Source organism: Streptomyces sp. NBC_00299 (assembly GCF_036173045.1).
GTDB classification, from domain to species: Bacteria; Actinomycetota; Actinomycetes; order Streptomycetales; family Streptomycetaceae; genus Streptomyces; species Streptomyces machairae.
Genome location: NZ_CP108039.1, coordinates 8269761 through 8287245, shown reverse-complemented (window position 1 = coordinate 8287245; position 17485 = coordinate 8269761). Strand labels below are relative to the sequence as shown.

Genomic DNA, 17485 nt, shown 5'->3' with positions numbered 1-17485 from the left:
GTCCTCGGGGTCACGCGGCCGTCGCGGTCTTCGACGTCACGAGACGGACGAGTCCGTCCACCGTCCGGAAGTTGTCGAACTCCATGTCGTCGGGGGTGAGCTGGAGCGAGAACTCCTGCTCCACGAAGAGCGCCAGTTGCATGGCGAAGAGCGAGTTGACGTATCCCAGCGCGAAGATGTCGTCGCTGTCGGCCAGGGTGCGGCCGTTGAGCTGCGGTGCGAGGAACTCCCGGACCCGGGTGCGCACGTCGTTCTGCATGGTTCTGCCTCCAGTGTGGGTGGGTGTCAGTAGGTGTAGAAGCCGCGTCCGGTCTTGCGGCCCAGCAGCCGGGCGTCGACCATGCGCTGGAGCAGCGGCGCGGGACGGTACTTGCTGTCGCGGAAGCTCTCGTACATGACGGTGAGGGAGTTCAGGATCGTGTCGAGGCCGATGAGGTCGCCGGTCTCCAGCGGGCCCATCTTGTGGCCGAAGCAGCCCTTGAACATCCGGTCGACCTGATCGGCCGTGGCGACCTGGTCCTGGACGCAGAAGATCGCCTCGTTGATCGTCAGCATCAGGACGCGGTTGGTGACGAAGCCGGGCGCGTCCTGGACGACGATGCCCTCCTTGCCGAGGTCCCGCAGGAGCCCCAGCGCGGTGTCCAGGGTCTGCTCCGAGGTGAAGTGGCCCTGGACGACCTCGACCGTGTCCATCAGCGGCACGGGATTCATGAAGTGCAGCCCGAGCACGCGCTCGGGACGCTCGGTGACCGAGCCGACCCGGGTGATGGGCACCGCGGAGGTGTTGACGCCGAAGACGACCTCCGGACGGCAGATCTTGTCGATCTTCTCGTAGACGTCGCGCTTGATGTCCCAGTTCTCGGTGACGTTCTCCACGACGAAGTCCGCGGCGCTCAGGGCCGCGAGGTCGGTGCCGGTGGTGATGCGGCCGAGGATGGGGGCCGGGTCGTCCTTCAGACGCTCCGCGCGGAACATGCCCTGCAGCCGCAGGTCGTTCCCGATCTGTGTCGTGGCGGAGGCGAGCTGCTCCTCGGACACGTCGACCAGCAGCACGTCGAACGCGGACTGGGCCAGGGACTGTGCCACTCCACGGCCGATGGTGCCCGCGCCGATGACACCCACCGTACGGATGTTCATGCTGATACCGCCTCAGATGATTGGAAGGGGCGGCCGAACGGGATCGCCGTTTCAGCCGTGGGACTTCTTGCTGTCGAGGTGCGCCGCCAGGTCGGCGACCGTGACGTACCGGAACAGGTCGACCATCGACACCCGGACGCCCATGGTCTTCTGGATGCTTTGCGCGATCCGCAGGGCGACGAGGGAGTCCCCGCCCAGCGAGAAGGCGCTCTCATGGATGTTCAGGCGGTCCAGACCGAGTTCCCTGGCCCAGATCCGGGCGAGCAGATGCTCCGTCTCGCTGTATCCGCCGTCCTCCCGGCCGAAGAGCGTGACGCCCTCACCCGCTGCCTGTCCGGCGGGCGCGTCGGCCGCCCGGCGGGCTTCGCCACCGGCCGCCGCCACCCGCTGCCGGACCGACTCCTCCAGGACCAGCGGGGCCACGGCCAGCCGGGCTGCCAGCCGGTCGGAGTCCACGGCGCCGAGCATCGCGTAGTTGATCTCGCCGACGACCACGGGCGAGCAGGGCACCGCGAGAATCTCGTCGAGGCTGCCGAGCCCGTCCTCCACGCTGATCGAGCGGAAGAACCCCTGGTCCCGTTGGACGCCGTGGTCGAACGCCATGCCGGTGTCCAGCCAGTCGGTCCAGTCGATGGTGACCGTCCTGCGGCCCAGGGCGGTGCGGTGGTCGGCGAAGTGGTCGAGGTAGGTGTTGGCCGCGGTGTAGTCGCCCTGGCCGGCCACACCGAACACGGAGGTGGTCGACCCGAAGCAGAGCATCAGCTCCGGCGGGTCGTCCGCGGTGACGAGGTCCAGGACGGTCGCGCCGAACACCTTGGGGGCGAGCGTCGCCCGGAACGTGCCGGCGTCCTTGCGGAAGAGGAACCCGTCACCCGCGACGCCCGCCGCGTGGATGACGCAGGCGATCCGGCCCAGGTCGGCGCGGACGGCGCCGACGACGTCCGCCATGGCGGCCTCGTCGGCCACGTCCGCCCGGTAGCAGCGCACCTGGGCGCCCAGTTCCTCCAGCTCCCGCAGGGCGGCCAGTTGCCGCCGGTGTCTCGGGTTGTCGGCGGCCGTCTCCTCGCGAGTCTCGCGCGAGTCCGGGGCCCCACGGCCGACGAGCGCGAGCCGGATGCCGGGCACGGTGCGGCTCAAATGCCTGGCCACGGACAGTCCCAGGCCGCCGAGGCCGCCGGTGATGAGGTGGACGCCTTCGGGCCGCTCGTCCTCCTGGCGTGAGCGGTCCCGCAGGTGCAGCGGCGCCAGTTCGGTGACATGACGCCCGCTCCCGCGCAGCGCGACCAGGGCCGGTGACCAGGGCCCGAGGAGTTCGGCGCACAGCGCGTCCGCGTCGGTGTCGTCGTCGGTGTCGACGCAGAGGACCTCCGTCCCCTCGTGCTCCTGACCGATGACCTTGGCCATGCCGAACAGGGTCGCGTGTACGGGGGCCGTGGCCGGCTCCTCGCCGGTCACGCGCGCGACGTGAGGGGCGATCACGGCGAGCCGGCCGGGGACGGCGTCCCGTGCCGCCAGGGCCCGGAGGAGGTGGAAGAGGTTGTCCGCCCCGCCGCGCAGGCGTCGGTCGAGCTCCTCGACTCCGCGCTGGGCGTCGCCGGCGGGAGCGGCGACCAGCACCGCTTCGCCGGGCACCTCCTCGCCCAGCGTGTCGAGCAGCCGTTCCCACCCCTCGGAGCTGGGGGGCACGCCGTAGTGGTCGTCGCCGAGGGCACTCCACTCCCCGGCGAGTTCGGCCGTGATCACCCGTGCGCCTCGGGAGCGCAGTGCTTCGCCGAGGTCCCGGGAGAGCCCGCCCCCTTCCGTCACGAGGAGGACGGCGGCGGGCGCCTCGCGCTGCTCCGTGACGGCCGGCGCGGGGATCCAGCGCAGGGTGTGGTGGCGGGAGTGCGGACGGATGCGGGCGACCGTGTGCCGGGGGTCGGGGACGCGCTTCACCGTGAAGCCGAGGATCTCGACCGCGGTATTGCCTTCGGTGTCGCGGATGGTGACGTCGACCTTGCGGATCTCGCTGCCGCGCTCGGCGTCCGGGTGGGGGGTGATGAGACTGGTCCCGGTGGGCGGCAGTGGCGCGTGGATGCGCAGGGACTCGTAGCCGACGGGCAGGAAGAAGTCGCGGCTGCCGCGGTACTCCTGCACGTCCGCCCTGCTCTGGTGGACGGCGAATCCGCTGAATCCCGTCGCCAGGTCGAGCAGGGCCGGGTGGAGGACGTGATCTTCGCACTCGGAGTGGTACCGCTCGGGCATGTCGAGGATGCCGAGCGCGGCCCGGACGCCGACGTGCATGGTGCGCAGGCTGTCCGTCCAGCGGCGGCCGAACTCCATCACCTTGTGCTCCGCCTGGGCTCTGCCGAGGTCCACGGTCTCCAGACCGCACCGCGCGAGCAGGGCGTCCGGGTCCTGACGCGGCAGCGGGACGAGGGGTCCCGAGGCGGCCTTGCCCTGGACGTGGACGGTCCACACGTCGCGCTCGGGATCGTGGCCGGCCACGGAGAACTCCACGAGGTCGTCGTCGAGTTCGCGAACGGTGATGTGCACGGTGCGGGGTCGGTGCTCCTGCACGAGCAGCGGCACCAGGAAGTCGACGTCCCTGATCTCGGTGACGGGGCGGCCCAGATGGGCGGTGGCGGCGGCGCGGCCCATCTCGAGATAGGTGGTCCCGGGGACGATGGCCTCACCGAGCATGCGGTGTTCGGCGAGCACCCAGTGGCGGTCGAGGGACAGCTCGGACCGGAAGACGGTCTGTCCGGCGGACCGGAGCAGCACCTCGTCCAGCAGCGGGTGGCGGCCGGGTTCGCGGGACACGCGGGGGGCCGCGGGCTCCAGCCAGTGGTGCTTGCGCTCGAAGGGGTACGTGGGCAGGGGAACGCGGCGCCGCCCGTCCTCGCCGTAGTAGCCGGCCCAGTCCGGCGCAGCCCCGTTCAGCCACAGCTGGCCCAGGGTGCGGCGCATCGTCTCGCCGGCACCGCGCGGGTCGCGGCGGTGCGGCAGCGACGCGGTGACCGTGACGCTCTCCTCGTCCGCGTCGGCGAGCGTGCGCCGCACCAGGCCTGCGAGGGTCTGTCCGGGCCCGACCTCCAGGAGGACCGGTGCGGCCTTGCGCACCAGCAGGCGCACGCCGGCGGCGAACTCCACGCACTGCCGTATGTGGCGTCCCCAGTACCTCGGGTCCCTCGCCTGTTCCGGCGTGATCCAGTCACCGGTCACGTTGGAGACGAACGGAATTCCGGGCGCCGCGCGCTCCACCCGTGCCACCGCCGCGACGAACTCGTCGACGACCGGTTCCATGAGTCCCGAGTGGAACGCGTGGGACACCTCCAGCGGTCGGGTGGACCAACCGCGCTCGTCGGCCGTCACGGCGAACTTCTCGACCGCGTCGACAGGGCCCGACACGACGCAGTCGCGGGGACCGTTGTGAGCGGCCAGGCCGGCGCCCTCGGGCAGCGCGGACTCCACCGCGTCCCGCTCGGCCACCACACCGAGCATCGCTCCGGCCCCGCAGCGCTGCATCAGTTCGCCGCGCAGGGCCACCAGCCGCAGCGCGTCCTCGAGCCGGAAGACTCCGGAGACGCACGCCGCCACCCACTCCCCCAGGCTGTGCCCGAGCAGGTGCGAGGGTTCCACGCCCCATGCTCGCCACAGTGCGACCAGGGCGTACTCGACGACGAACAGCGCCGGCTGCGCCCACCGGGTCTGCCCCAGGAGGGCGGCGTCGGCGGGGTCCTCGGGGAAGAGGACGTCGCGCAGATCCCTGTCCAGATGGGGCCGCAGAAGCTCCGAGCAGGTGTCCACCGCCGACCGGAAGACCGGCTCCGCGTCGTAGAGTTCCCGTCCCATGCCCGGGTGCTGGGCGCCTTGCCCGCTGAACAGGAACGCGACGTGCGGCGGGGTCGCGGCGGCCTGCCCGGTCGTCACGTACGCGGGGTCGCCGCTCTCCAGCGCGGCGGCCAACGCCTCGGCGTCCGACCCGCAGACGGTGCGCCGGTACGGGAAGTGGCGTCGGCCCGTGGCCAGGGTGAACGCGGCGTCGGCCAGCACGGGCCGCTCGCCGCGCAAGAACGCCGCCAGCCGGTCCGACGCCTGGTTCAGCGCGTGTTCGGAGCGGGCCGACAGCACCAGGAGCTCGGACTCGCGGGGGCTCGGGGCGGGTTCGGGGGCGGGCGGGGCCTCCTCCAGCACCACGTGCGCGTTCGTGCCGCCGAAGCCGAACGCGCTCACCCCGGCGCGGCGTGCCCGCCCGGGCGTCCGCGGCCACGCGCCGAGCTTCGTCTGCACCCGGAACGGCCCGCCCGCGAAGTCGACGTCCTTGTTGCCCTCCACGTGGTTGAGGGACGCGGGGAGTTCCTCGTGGCGCAGGGCCAGCACGGTCTTCAGCAGTCCGGCCATCCCGGCGGCGGCGTCCAGGTGTCCCACGTTGGACTTCACCGAGCCGATCGACCAGGTGCCCGACGCGCCGGCGAAGGCCCGCGACAGGGCCTGGATCTCGATCGAGTCCCCGATCACGGTGCCGCTGCCGTGCGCCTCCACGTAGTCGATGTCCACCGGCTCCACCCCGGCCGTCGCCAAGGCCTCCGCGATCACCGCGGCCTGCCCCGCGACGCTCGGCGCGGAGAAACTCGCCTTCACGGCACCGTCGTTGTTGACCGCGGTGCCCCTGATCACGGCGTGCACGGTGTCTCCGTCGGCGAGGGCGTCCGCCAGTCGCTTCAGCGCGACCACCCCCACGCCATTGGCGAAGACCGTGCCCCGGGCGGCGGCGTCGAAGGGCCGGACGTGGCCGTCCGGCGAGAGGAAGCCGCCTTCCTGGTAGGGGTAGCCCGTCTTCTCCGGGACCTTGTACGCGACCCCGCCGGACAGCGCCACGTCGCACTCGTAGCCCAGGAGGTTCTGGCAGGCGGTGTGCAGGGCGACCAGCGAGCTGGAGCAGGCCGTCTGGACGGGGTAGCTCGGTCCCCTGAGGTCGAGTTTGTACGAGACCCGCGTGGTCAGGAACGCCAGCTCGTTGCCGAGGCCCACGTTCTCCCCGCGGATGTTCTCCCCGCCGTCCATGTTGCTGACGACGTTCCCGATGTACGCGCTGCTGCTCGCGCCTCCGAAGACCCCGACCGTGCCCCGGTACCGGGCCGGGTCGAGGCCCGCGTGCTCCAGCGCCTCCCAGGCGGTCTCCAGGAACAGCCGGTGCTGCGGGTCCATGATCTTGGCTTCCCGGGCGGTGTAGCCGAAGAACTCCGCGTCGAACAGGCCGATGCCCTCGAACGAGGGGCCCGCCTTCACGTAGTGCGGTTGCCGGGACTCCTCGGGGTCGACCCCGGCCGCCAGCAGTTCGTCGTCGCCGAACTCCACGACGGACTCGACGCCGGCGCGCAGGTTCTCCCAGAACTCGGTCAGGTCCCGGGCGCCCGGGAAGCGGCCGGACATGCCGATGATGGCGACGCCTTCCGGCATGGACGGGTCGTCGAACCCCTCGTCGTTCGTGTCGGTCACCACTGCTCCCTCCGTCCTGCACGCGTCCATCGGTGCTGCCGAGGCCCTGCGGCCTGCTGTCGTCGCGGTGGTGGCCCGGGCGCTCCCCGCCGCGGGGGTCACCCGCGCCTCAGGCGGGCCGTCGCCGGCCCGTCAGATCCACCGGGAACCTCGTCAAGCGGCTCTCGCGGAACGGGCCCGTGGCGGCCGGTGTGGTGAGCGCGGCGGCGGTGTCTCCGCTGCCGGAGGTGACGAGCTTCCGTGCGCCGGGGGGACTCGATGGGCACGAGGCCGACTCCCGTCTCGACGGCTCCGGAAGGGGCCTGTCACCGCCCGGCGAAGGGGGAGGACCCGACCCGTCGCACCGCACACCCTCCGGACGGTCTTTCCGGAGGTCCTGGCTCCATCGGCGTTTGTTGCCCCGTACCGCACTCAGTCCCCCAACGGCTGCTCCCGAGAATCTCGAGAGCAGGAAATCGATGCTGCTCGACGGCCCAGCGCTCGGTGTTCGCAGCACATGCCGACCGGCTGCGAGACTAACGCAGGATCCCACGGGCCACAATGGCACCTGGTGTGACGTGGCCAATAGAAGGTGAAAGCGCCCGTAATTCCTTCCTCGTGCTCGCCCCGGGGGCGGCTCTGTGGCACGCTGTTCTGGCCGATGAGCCGCACCGGAAACGGAAAGAGGACACACATGCACGGCAATCCGCCCAGCCACCCGTGGATCCACCGCCTATCGCGGACGAATCCCCCCGGACGCATACGGCTTTTCTGTTTCCCTTATGCGGGCGGCGGTGCTTCCACATTCCGGGGCTGGGCCGAGCTGCTGCCGGATGAGATCGACGTCCACGCCATTCAGCCGCCGGGCCGCGAGGACCGGCTGTTCGAGGACCCGGTCGACACCCTGCAGGCGACTCTGGACGCCGTCGTCCCGGAGCTGCTGGAGCACTCCAAGGAGCCGTTTGCCCTGTTCGGACACAGTCTCGGGGCGATCGTCTGCTGGGAGGCGGCCCGCGTGCTACGTGAGGAGCACGACGTCGAACCGATGCACATGTTCCTCTCGGGATGCCGCGCACTGCCCGCCGTGCACGACGGTCGGCGGGACCTTCACACCCTTCCGGAAGCGGAACTCATCGAGGAACTCCGACTGATGAACGGAACACCGGAGGAGATTCTCCAGAATGCCGACTTCATGCGGATGCTGTTGCCCACCATAAGGGCGGACTATGCGATGCTCTCACGCTATTCCTTTCTGTCGTGCAAGCCGCCGGGCGCACCGGTGACGGTTTTCGGTGGGGCAAACGATCCGGGTGTTGGAATGCACCACCTCCAGCAGTGGTCCGAGTTGGTGGAGGGAGAGCTCGACTCGATGGTCCTGCCCGGTGACCACTTTTTCCTGCATGCGTCGCGACAGCCCCTTCTCGCGGAAATGGCGAAACGCCTCCTCCAGCCCGGCCGGGAGGCCGGGCGGGATTCTTCACACCGTTCGCTCTGACCTCTTCCGGCCGTCGTCGATGTCCTTCAGCGCGTTTTCGACGGCCTTCAGGGTCGGCTCGTGCACGATCATCTCGAAATGGTCGACGGGCACCTGGTACTGCTGGTAGTCGGCCAGCCCGAGGTCGGGCCAGTCGGTCACCGGGTGGAGGGTGCGCTCGACGTCCGACGGGTCGTCCCGGTCGTCGGTCGAGAACAACCGCACGGCGAAGTCGCCCGGCTCGGGCACATAGCCCGACACCGCCGACCCGACGGAGCCGAAGACCCGCAGTCCCGCCTGGAACTCCGCGAAGTCGGTCTCGATGGGGTCCGGGCCCTGTGAGCCGACGGCGCGGTACACCTCGGCGGCGTCCGGCTCCTGGCCCTCCGGTATCGCGATGCCCGCCTCGTGCGCGACGGACAGGAGCTTCTCCCCGGCGGCTTCGGCCACCGTCAGCGGCGGGCAGTACAGGGAGGTGTTGAGCAGGACGACGGAGCGCACGTCCCATCCGCGCCGCAGCAGTCCGGCAGCCAGTTCGTAGGCGAGGATGCCTCCCACGCAGTATCCGGCCAGGTGCAGGCTGCGCGGCGCGTCCGCCTTCTCCAGGACTTCGGTGAAGTCCTGGACGATCTCCTCGAGCGTTCCGCACGGCTCGCCCTCGGACGGGTCGAGACCGCGGGCCTGCAGACCGAGCACGGGGCGGTCGATCGGGTCGCCTCCGAAGCGGTGGAGGCCGATGACACCGCCGCTCGCGGCCGGCACCAGCAGCAGGGGGGCGCCGGCGCCGGACGGATTGAGGGTGAGCAGTCGGCCGCCGGACCCGGGGGTGTCGTTCCTGATGCGGGCGCTGAGACCGCCGAACGTGGGCGCCTCGAACAGCGTCTTCAGCGGAATCCGGGTGCCGAGAGCGCCCCTCAGTGCGGATACCAGCTTCGCGGCGAGCAGGGAGGACCCGCCCGATCCGAAGAAGTCGGCGTCCAGGGAGGCGGGCGGCCGGCCCAGCACCCGGGACCACTGGGCGGCGACGACGGCCTCGGTGGCGTCCCGTTCTACGAAGTGCGACTGCACGGCGTTTCCTTCCCCCGTTCGCTCCCGGCCGCCGGGGCCGAGAGGAGTTCCGACAGCAGCGGCGTCACCGCCGGAGTGCCGAACAGTTCCTTCACGTTCAGTCCGGTGTGGTGCACTGACAGTGCGTCGGAGTCCGGCCACGCGGAGCCCTCACTGAGGACGACGTGACCGAGCTTCGGCGGGGCGGTGCGTTCTGCCGCGGCGGACAGCGTGAAGCCGAGCCAGGCCCGCTGCGCCTGCGTCAGCTCGTCGGCGATGTCCTCGTCCAGGTCGGGCGCGGTCCGGGTGACGAGGGAGCGCAGGAAGACGCTCGCCTGCCGCAGCGCCTCGGACGCCGGGAGGCCGGTGATGTCGGGCACTTCGGCGGGGTCCAGCGTGTCGTCCATGTCCAGGGCCAGGTCCAGCAACAGCTCCCGGGGCGTGCCGGGGCCGGGGAGCACGGGGTCGAGGACGATGAGCGGTATGCCGGGCTCGGGCAGTTCGCGGGCCAGCAGGTGCGCCAGTTCGACGGCGGAGCAGTAGGCGAGCACGGCCCGCGGCGGAGCGGCGGCCGCGATCTCGGCCGCCCAGTGCCGTGCCTGGGTCGCCAGGTCGGGGACCGTCTCGGCGAGCCCGGGATAGCGCAGGGGATCGATCCGGAGGCGGTGGGCGTGCAGTTCGGGCGGCAGCACGGGGTCGAAGCTGCGGGGCGGGATCTCATTGCCGAACTCGATGACGACGACCGGCCGGCCGTCGTGGGGAGGCGTGTTGCCGGACATCGGTTTCAGTCTCCGTTCTTCGGTGCCGCGTCGACCGCCGCCGCCAAGTCCGCCAGGACCGGATGGTCGAAGACCGCCTGGAGGCCCACCTTGACGCCGAACCTGTCGCGCACCTTGCCGATCATGCGGGCGGCGAGCAGCGAATGCCCACCGACGTCGAAGAAGTTGTCGCCGGCGCCCGGCGCGATGCCGGTCAGATCGGTCCAGATCTCGGCGATGCCCTCCTCGGTGGAGCCGGGCCGGAAGGCCGCCTCGGGCCGCTCGGCGGGTTCGGCCGGAACCTCCGACAGGGCCTTGCGGTCGATCTTGCCGTTCAGGGTGAGCGGCATGGCGTCCAGCCGCTGGACGCGGGAGGGCACCATGTACCCGGGCAGCCTCTGCGTCAGCGCTTCCTGCACCGTCTCCGCGCCGGCCCCGCCGCAGTAGAAGGCGGCCAGGGAGCCTCCCGAGCCGTCGTCGCACAGCACGACGGCGGCCTGGCTGACCTCTGCCACCGTCAGCATGGTGTGCTCGATCTCGGCGGGTTCGACGCGGTTGCCGCGGACGCTCAGCTGGGCGTCGCGCCGTTCGACGAACTCGAGGTCACCGGAGTCCGTCCAGCGGCAGACGTCCCCCGACGCGTACCAGCGCTCGGTGGTGCCGGATCCGCCTTCGGTGGCGTCGGTGGCGGGGGCCGCCGTACCGAACTTCTCCTCGGTGAGGGCGGCGTCACCTCGGTATCCGGCGGCCAGCACCGCCCCTGCGATGAGGAGTTCGCCGGTCGCGCCGGGGCCGGTGACCTCTTGGCCCCGGTGGTCGACCAGCCGGACGCGCGCACCCGTGATGGGGGTGCCGATGACCGGTGGGCTGCCCGGGTCGCCGGTGCCGCGCAGGTCCCCGCTGGCGGTGGTGACGACGGTCGCCTCGGTGGGGCCGTAGTGGTTGTGGACCGCGGCGGGGAACGAGGCGCTCGGCCGCACCCGCAGCCGGTCGCCGCCGGTCAGCAGGACCCGCAGGGAGGACGGTGGCGTATCGGAGCCGATCAGTTCCTCGGCGATCGGGGTGCTGAGGAAGCACTGCTCGATCGCGTGCTCTTGGAGGAAGTCCGCGATGGCGGGCACGTCGGCGCCCATGGGCTCGGCGGGCAGGACGAGGGTCGCGCCGTTGGCGAGCGCCGCCCAGGTCTCCCAGACGGAGGCGTCGAACCCCAGGCCCGCGAAGGCGGCCACACGGGTGCCGGGCCCCGTCCCGTAGGTCTCGCCGTGCCAGTCCAGCAGGTTCACCAGACTGGCGTGAGCGACCTCCACGCCCTTCGGCGTCCCGGTCGAGCCGGAGGTGTAGATGACGTACGCGAGGGCCGACCGGGCCGGTCGCGGCTCTCGCGGGGGGCCGGAGAAGGCGTCCTGCGGCGCGGGCACCGAGGGGTGCACCCGGTGGCGCAGATCGGGCTGGGCCAGCACGGCGAAGGGCCGCGCGTCGTGGAGGACCGACTCGATGCGCCCGTCCGGGAGGGCCGGGTCCAGGGGCAGGTAGGCGGCCCCGGCGCGCCAGGCCGCCAGTTGGGCGACCAGGCCCGGCACGCCCCGCTCGTACAGGACGCCGAGCAGGCAGCCCGGTTCGAACCCGGGCGTCTCCTGGAGCCGTGCCGCCGCGGTGCCGGCCTCGTCCCACAGACGGCGGTACGTCAGCACGTCCTTGCCGCACTCGACCGCCGTCGCCTCGGGGTTCGCGTCGACGAGGCGCCGCAGCAGGCGCACGGCCGTCCGTTCCTCTGGAATGTCCTGCATGGGGAGGTGAGGTCCCTTCGGGTGGGGGCTGTTCACACGTGCTGGGCGGCCGGCCGTTTCCCGGACACCAGCAGTTCCTCGTAGACGCGGGCGAGGCGGTGTGCCGTGCCGGAGGCGACGCGGTCGGCCTGGAAGCTGATGTCCACCCGCAGCCCGCCGTCGGCCGTCGGCCAGATCTCGCAGACGATCTCGTGCATGGCGGCGGGCGGCTCCATCGGCAGGCGCCGCACCGCGCAGCCGGAGAGGGCGAGTTCCTCGGGTACGGCGTTCTGCACGGCGAACATCGTCTGGTACAGCGGGTTGCGTCCGGTCCTGGGCGGCCGGATCGCGCGGACCACCTCCGCGAACGCCACGTCCTGGCGGGCGAAGGCGTCCTCGACGGCGGGACGTGCCGCCTCCGCCAGGTCCGCGAGCGCCGGCCCGCCGCCCCCTTCCGGCAGCCGCAGGCACACGACGTCCACCAGGCACGAGACGGCCGCCATGGAGGCGGGTCCGGAGCGGCGCACGAGGGGGACGCCGATGCCGAAGTCAGCCTGTCCGGTCACGTCGGCGAGCGCGGCGGCGTAGCCGGCCGCGAGGGGCAGGAACAGGGTCGCTCCGAGCTGTCCGGCCTCGGTGCGCAGCCGGGCGGCGACCACCGGGTCCACGGTGAAGCCGTGGCTTCCGAACGACCGGTCCGGCTCCGCTCCGGGCGCGGGCAGGGCGAGTACCGGCAGGTCCGCGAGGTGCCGGGTCCAGTAGGCCAGTTGGGCGGCGGCCTCGTCGCGGTCGTGGAAGCGCGCGGCCTCGTCGGCCAGGGCGCGCAGGGTCGGTGCGGGGTGCTCGAAGCGCGGCTCGGCCCCGCGGGCGCGGGCGTCGTAGGCGTGTGTCAGCTCGGCGATGAGGAGGTCCTGCGACCAGCCGTCGAAGGCGATGTGGTGGACGGTGAGGCCGACCAGGCCCGTGTCGGCGTCCACCGGGGCGTGGACGCACCGCCAGACCCGCGCGTCCTCGATGGGCAGAGGCCGGTTCAGGGCCTCCTCCACCAGGGTCCGGGCGTCCTGGGTCCCGTCACCGCAGGTGAGCGTCTCGACGCGGATGGGGTGCGTGGACTCGGGCGTGAAGGCCACCGGTTCGGGGTCGAGCCGGTAGGCCGACCCGAGGGCCTCGTGGCGCCGCTGCAGGTCGTTGAGGGCCTGTTCCAGGGCGTCGGTGTCCAGCGGGCCGGTGACCTCCCACAGCAGGTGGCAGAGGGCGGCGGAGTCGCTCGGATCCAACTCGTGCAGCAGGCCGAAGTGGGCCTGGATGCCGTCGAGGCGGACGCGGTCGGCTCGGCCGGCCGGTTGCGTCGGGACGGGCGCGGAGCGGCTTTCCAGGAACTCCGCGAGACCGTCGGCCGTGGGATGGCGCAGGAAGGCGGAGACCGGCACGGAGATGCCCGTACGGTCCGAGAGGCGAGCGCAGAGCCGGATGGCGTCCAGGGACGTGCCGCCGAGGACCGCGAACGGCGCGTCGGGCGCGGCGTCGGTCTTCAGCAGGGCACGGATCTCCTCCAGAACGACCGCCGCCCACCGGTTTGGTGACGGTGCGGGCTCTTCGGGAGCGGTCGTCTCCGACTGCGGCCCGCCGGGGGCCCGGCGGGCCGTCGACAGCAGCCGCGCGGTGTCCGTCTTGCCGGTGGCCGAGAGCGGGATGGCGTCGACGCGCCGCAGGTCGTCGGGGACGCTGTGGGGAGGCAGCCCGGCGACGAGGTGGGCCCGTACGGCCGCCGGTGCGGCGGCGTCCTCGGGGGCGCCGGACTCCGCGACGTAGAAGAGGACCATGGCGGTGTAGGCGCCGTCGGCGCCGGGCACGGGCACCGCGACCGCCTGCTTGACGTGCGGCAGGGCGAGGCAGACGTTCTCGATCTCCAGCGGCTCGATCCGCCGTCCCCGGATCTTGACCTGGCGGTCGGCGCGGCCGACGTAGTGGAGGAGTCCGTCGGGGGTGGTGAACCCGAGATCGCCGGTCCGGTAGACGCGGACGGTCTCGCCGTCGACGTCGGTGTCCACGAACCGTGCGGCCGTGTCCTGCGGCATGCCCAGGTACTCGACGGCGAGTCCGTCCCCGCCGATGCAGATCTCCCCGGTCTCGCCCGGCGGACACGTCCGGCCGTCACGCATCACGTGGACCGTCGTGTGCGGCACGGGCCTGCCGATGGGGATGCCGTGCGGAAGTTCCGTGTCTGTCAGCACGATGTCGTGCGTGGTGGTGAAGACGCAGGACTCGACGGGTCCGTAGCCGTTGGTCAGCCGCACCGTCGGGTGGACGTCCAGGAAGCGGCGCACATGGTGCGGCGACAGCCTCTCCCCGCCGGTCATCACGTGCCGCAGGCCGAGGAAGCAGGAAGGGTCCTCGTCGACGAAGGCGTTGAAGAGGGAGGTGGTGAGCCATGCGGTGTCGACGCCCTGGTCGCGTACGAGCGCGGCGAGCCCCGAGGGCAGCAGGTACTCGTCCTCCACCAGGGCCACCGTGCCCCCGCTGGTGAGGGGCCCCCACAGCTCCATGCTGGCGACGTCCCAGGGGAGCGCGACCGACGCGAGCATGACGTGGCCAGGGCCGAGGTCGGCGAAGCCGCCGGGCTGGAACAGCCGGGTGGTGGCCCGGTGCGGGGTGACGACGCCCTTGGGGACGCCGGTGCTGCCCGAGGTGAAGAAGATGGTGGCCTCGCTGCCGCCGTCGCGGACCGCGGCGGGGACGCGGCGCCGGCGCCGTACCGCCTCGTCGACGGGGTGGTCGGCCGCGGACCACGTGGGTACATGCAGGTCCTGGGGCTTCTCCAGGACCGCGAGGGGCGGTTGGAGCCGCCGGAGGATGGAGCTCACCCGCTCCTCGGGCCAGCGCGGGTCCAGGGCGGCGTAGGCGGCCCCGCACTTGAGGATGGCGAGGACGACGGCCGCGTACTGGGGCGAGCGGCTCATCAGTACGGGCACCCGGTGTCCCGGGGAGACGCCCAGGGCGCGCAGTCCGGCGGCGTAGTCGTCGCTCGCGGCGTCCAGTTCCCCGTACGTCAGGCGGTGGCCGCCCTGTACGACGGCGACGGCGTCGGGCCGTGCGCGGGCCTGGCGGGACACCGCCTCGTCAATAAGCTCGCCGTGTTCGTACGCACTGGTCGCTGTATCACGCGCCATTGCGGGTCCCCCCTCTGACCTTGAGGTGTTCCAGGACGGTGAGGCCGTAGTGCGACCGGGTCACCGGGGCGGAGGCCTCCTCGATCACGTCCCACCGTTCACCGAGACCTCGCAGGGCGGCCTCGGCCTCCAGCCGCGCCAGTCCGGCCCCCAGGCAGTAGTGCGCGCCGAACCCGAAGGTGAGGTGACGTCTGATCTCCCGGCCGGGCCGCAGGTGGTCGGGGCCTTCGAAGACGTCCAGGTCGCGGTTGGCCGCTCCCAGCATGATCAGTACGAGGTCGCCGGCCGCGACGCGCTGCCCTGCGACGTCGATGGGCGCCGTCGCGAAGCGGGCGACCTGCTGCACGGAGGTGTCGAAGCGCAGCAACTCCTCCACGGCGGCGGCCGGGTCGGCCTTCAGGTCGCCCGGCCGGACACCCGCGTGCAGGGTGGCCCGTACGGCCTTGCCGATGAAGGTGGAGGTCGTCTCGAAACCGGCGTAGATGAGCAGGCTCGCGGTGGCCCACACGTCCTGGAGCCCGATCTCGCCGCGCCGGTGCGCCTCGCGCAGCAGCCACAGGCCCGAGTCCTCGGGCACCTCGCCCCGGAGCGCCTCGTCGACGGCCGCGGTCACCTCGTGCAGCGCCCGGTACCCGCGGGTGACGACCTCGGGGAGGTAGTCCGCGACGAGCAACGCCGCGATGTCGGGAGCCCAGACGGCGAGGCGGGGAGCGACGTCCTCGGGCAGCCCGAGGACGTGGCAGATGACCCGGCTCGACAGCGGCACGGCGAGGTCGTCCATGACGTCGAGGACGTCGCGGTGCGGCGCGAGGAGTTCGTCGACGAGCCCTTCCACGAAGGTGCGTGCCGCCGCCAGGCGTTCGGCCGAGAAGAGCGGGGCGACGATCTTGCGGGAGGCGGCGTGGCCGGGGTCGTCGTTGAACATGAACCACATGCGCACCAGTTCCGAGGTGCGGCTCCCGTCGCCGCTCTCGCCCTCGGCCGGAGTGTGCAGCTTGGTCCTGCCGTGCTCGGGCCAGGCCGCCGACAGGGACGGGTTGCGCAGCAACTCGGTCGCCTCGCGGAATCCGGTGACCAGCCACACCCCGAGGTCCTCGTCCCAGCGGACCGGCTCGTCGTCCCGCAGGTGGAGGTAGTCCATGCAGGGGTCCGCCTGGGCGCGACCGGTCACGTGGTACGGGCACCGGCCCGCACGGGGGGCGGTGTCCTGGGCCGCCTGCAAGGTGTCACTCATGGCCGGTGTCCCCGTCCTGTGCGGGCGGCGGGCTCACCTTCCGCAGCGGGGCCAGGTCGACGGCGCCCACGGTCTCCGGCGCGCCGTCGGCGAGGTCCACCAGCGCGGCCTCGACGGAGGCGAGGAAGCGGCCGGTCACCCCGGCGCCGAGGTAGTCGTCGCTCGCGGTCAGGGACAGGTGCAGGCCGGTGCCCGTGGCGGCCCTGAGGTTGAAGCGCGGCCCGCCCTGCCAGGCGTCGGCGAACCACTCGATGTCGTCGCGCGCGGGTGATCCCTCGGCCGGGGGCTCGGCGATGTCCCCGAGGTAGTTGAAGTAGCAGTCGAACTGCAGGGGATCGGGGTTGGCGCAGCCGGTCTCCGTGAGCCGGGCGCGCAGTTCGTCGATGCTGTACGAGCCGTGGAGCAGGCGTTCCAGGCTGTTCATGTAGAGCATGCGCAGGAACACCGCGGGCGCTGCGTCCCGGTCGGCGGCGACGGTCATCGGGGCGAGCTGGTTCATGCTGCTGAGCAGCGTCTGCCAGCGCTTGTCCATGCGGTTGCCGGCGAGCAGGCCGAACGTCGCCCGGTCGCGGCCCCTCAGGTCGAACAGGACGAGTGCGACAGCGCCGAGGACCACGGACTGGACGGACACCGAGAGGCGTTCGGAGACCGCGCGGGCGGCGTCCTGGGCGCGCTCGGAGTAGAGCGCCGCGCGGTGGCGCCGGCTCCTGTCGCCGCCCTGCCGGTCCTCCTCGACGAACCCCCGCCACTCGTCGAGCCAGAACTCGATCGTCTGGCGGCGCTGCTGCTCGTCGCCGTGCTGCTCCAGCGCCAGGTCGACGGGCTGGGGCGGGTCGGGGGCGAGTGTGCCCCCGGAGACGAGGGTGCGGAACTCGTCCTCCAGCAGGGTGCAGGCGGCGCTGTCGACCGCCAGGTGGTGCACGACGCACACCAGGTGGGTGGCGACACCCTGGTGGACGCCGACGGCGGCGCGCCAGGAGTGCTCCACGTCGAAGCGGATCTCCTCCTCCGCCCACTCCCCGGCGACGTCCAGAGCCGCTTCCCGGGTGGGGGCGGGCAGTTCGACCGTGTCGAGCCGGACGCCCTGAAACGGCTGGACCGTCTGGGTGGGCTCGGCGGCGCGGCGGTCGTAGACGGTCCGCAGCGCCTCGTGCCGCTCGACCAGCCGCTCCCAGGCCGCGGCGGCCTCGTCCACGCCCGTACCGGAGGGGACGTCGAGGACGAGGGGGAGATTGCCATCGCTCTGCTCGTCAGGTCCCGACAGATCGAGATCCCTCAGCACCGACAGCTGACCGAAGGTCAGCGGGGCGGTCTTCACCTGGCTCAACTCGTTGCCTCCATACGCTTGCTGATGTCCTGGTCCTGGGACGTCGGCGGGGGCGCGCGGGGCCGTCCCGTGCGGGACTGCGCCGATGGGTACCGCTCGTGATCGGCCGCGC

10 protein-coding genes are annotated in these 17485 nt (G+C 72.1%); 1 reads left to right on the top strand and 9 read right to left on the bottom strand.

Features of this window, described 5'->3' with window-relative positions; genetic code table 11:
- Positions 1–10 precede the first annotated feature (10 nt).
- From OHT51_RS36965 to OHT51_RS36955, 3 genes are read right to left on the bottom strand one after another with little or no spacing between them, the layout of a single operon-like run.
- Entirely contained in the window at positions 11–259 is a 249-nt protein-coding gene (locus OHT51_RS36965; protein ID WP_030835555.1) for an acyl carrier protein, read from the bottom strand.
- A 26-nt stretch (positions 260–285) separates the two neighbouring features.
- A complete protein-coding gene (locus tag OHT51_RS36960) occupies positions 286–1137 on the bottom strand; it encodes a 3-hydroxyacyl-CoA dehydrogenase family protein (RefSeq protein WP_328883244.1) in 852 nt (283 codons plus the stop codon).
- Between the two features lie 51 nt (positions 1138–1188).
- Positions 1189–6618, bottom strand: a complete 5430-nt coding sequence (locus OHT51_RS36955) for a type I polyketide synthase (RefSeq protein ID WP_328883243.1) — start codon at positions 6616–6618, stop codon at positions 1189–1191.
- Positions 6619–7291: 673 nt separating this feature from the next.
- Between OHT51_RS36955 and OHT51_RS36950 the strand changes: the two genes are divergently transcribed.
- Positions 7292–8092, top strand: a complete 801-nt coding sequence (locus tag OHT51_RS36950) for a thioesterase II family protein (protein ID WP_328883242.1) — start codon at positions 7292–7294, stop codon at positions 8090–8092.
- Here the strand turns inward: OHT51_RS36950 and OHT51_RS36945 are convergent.
- Genes OHT51_RS36945 through OHT51_RS36920 form a run of 6 tightly spaced genes read right to left on the bottom strand, consistent with a single transcriptional unit; the run spans position 8075 to position 17364 of the window.
- Entirely contained in the window at positions 8075–9139 is a 1065-nt protein-coding gene (locus OHT51_RS36945; protein ID WP_328883241.1) for a phosphopantetheine-binding protein, read from the bottom strand. The two genes, OHT51_RS36950 and OHT51_RS36945, sit on opposite strands and share 18 nt — an antisense overlap.
- Positions 9121–9897, bottom strand: a complete 777-nt coding sequence (locus OHT51_RS36940; protein WP_328883240.1) for a hypothetical protein — start codon at positions 9895–9897, stop codon at positions 9121–9123. The genes OHT51_RS36945 and OHT51_RS36940 overlap by 19 nt, the downstream gene beginning before the upstream one ends.
- 5 nt (positions 9898–9902) lie before the next feature.
- The gene (locus tag OHT51_RS36935) at positions 9903–11663 is read right to left on the bottom strand and encodes a non-ribosomal peptide synthetase (protein WP_328883239.1); all 1761 of its coding nucleotides are present in this window, start codon (positions 11661–11663) and stop codon (positions 9903–9905) included.
- 32 nt (positions 11664–11695) lie between these two features.
- Positions 11696–14812, bottom strand: a complete 3117-nt coding sequence (locus OHT51_RS36930) for an amino acid adenylation domain-containing protein (protein WP_328883238.1) — start codon at positions 14810–14812, stop codon at positions 11696–11698.
- Positions 14802–16046: a cytochrome P450 gene (locus OHT51_RS36925; RefSeq protein ID WP_328883237.1), complete on the bottom strand. Its 1245-nt coding sequence runs from the start codon at positions 16044–16046 to the stop codon at positions 14802–14804. The genes OHT51_RS36930 and OHT51_RS36925 overlap by 11 nt, the downstream gene beginning before the upstream one ends.
- Positions 16039–17364, bottom strand: coding sequence for a condensation domain-containing protein (locus tag OHT51_RS36920; RefSeq protein WP_328884561.1), 1326 nt, complete (start codon positions 17362–17364; stop codon positions 16039–16041). Before OHT51_RS36920 ends, OHT51_RS36925 begins: the two co-directional genes overlap by 8 nt.
- Positions 17365–17485 lie beyond the last annotated feature (121 nt).

Coding starts and splice junctions, on each gene's coding strand:
- OHT51_RS36935 (WP_328883239.1), bottom strand. CDS start 11,663: ATGCAGGACATTCCAGAGGAACGGACGGCCGTGCGCCTGCTGCGGCGC.
- OHT51_RS36940 (WP_328883240.1), bottom strand. CDS start 9,897: ATGTCCGGCAACACGCCTCCCCACGACGGCCGGCCGGTCGTCGTCATC.
- OHT51_RS36925 (WP_328883237.1), bottom strand. CDS start 16,046: ATGAGTGACACCTTGCAGGCGGCCCAGGACACCGCCCCCCGTGCGGGC.
- OHT51_RS36930 (WP_328883238.1), bottom strand. CDS start 14,812: ATGGCGCGTGATACAGCGACCAGTGCGTACGAACACGGCGAGCTTATT.
- OHT51_RS36965 (WP_030835555.1), bottom strand. CDS start 259: ATGCAGAACGACGTGCGCACCCGGGTCCGGGAGTTCCTCGCACCGCAG.
- OHT51_RS36960 (WP_328883244.1), bottom strand. CDS start 1,137: ATGAACATCCGTACGGTGGGTGTCATCGGCGCGGGCACCATCGGCCGT.
- OHT51_RS36950 (WP_328883242.1), top strand. CDS start 7,292: ATGCACGGCAATCCGCCCAGCCACCCGTGGATCCACCGCCTATCGCGG.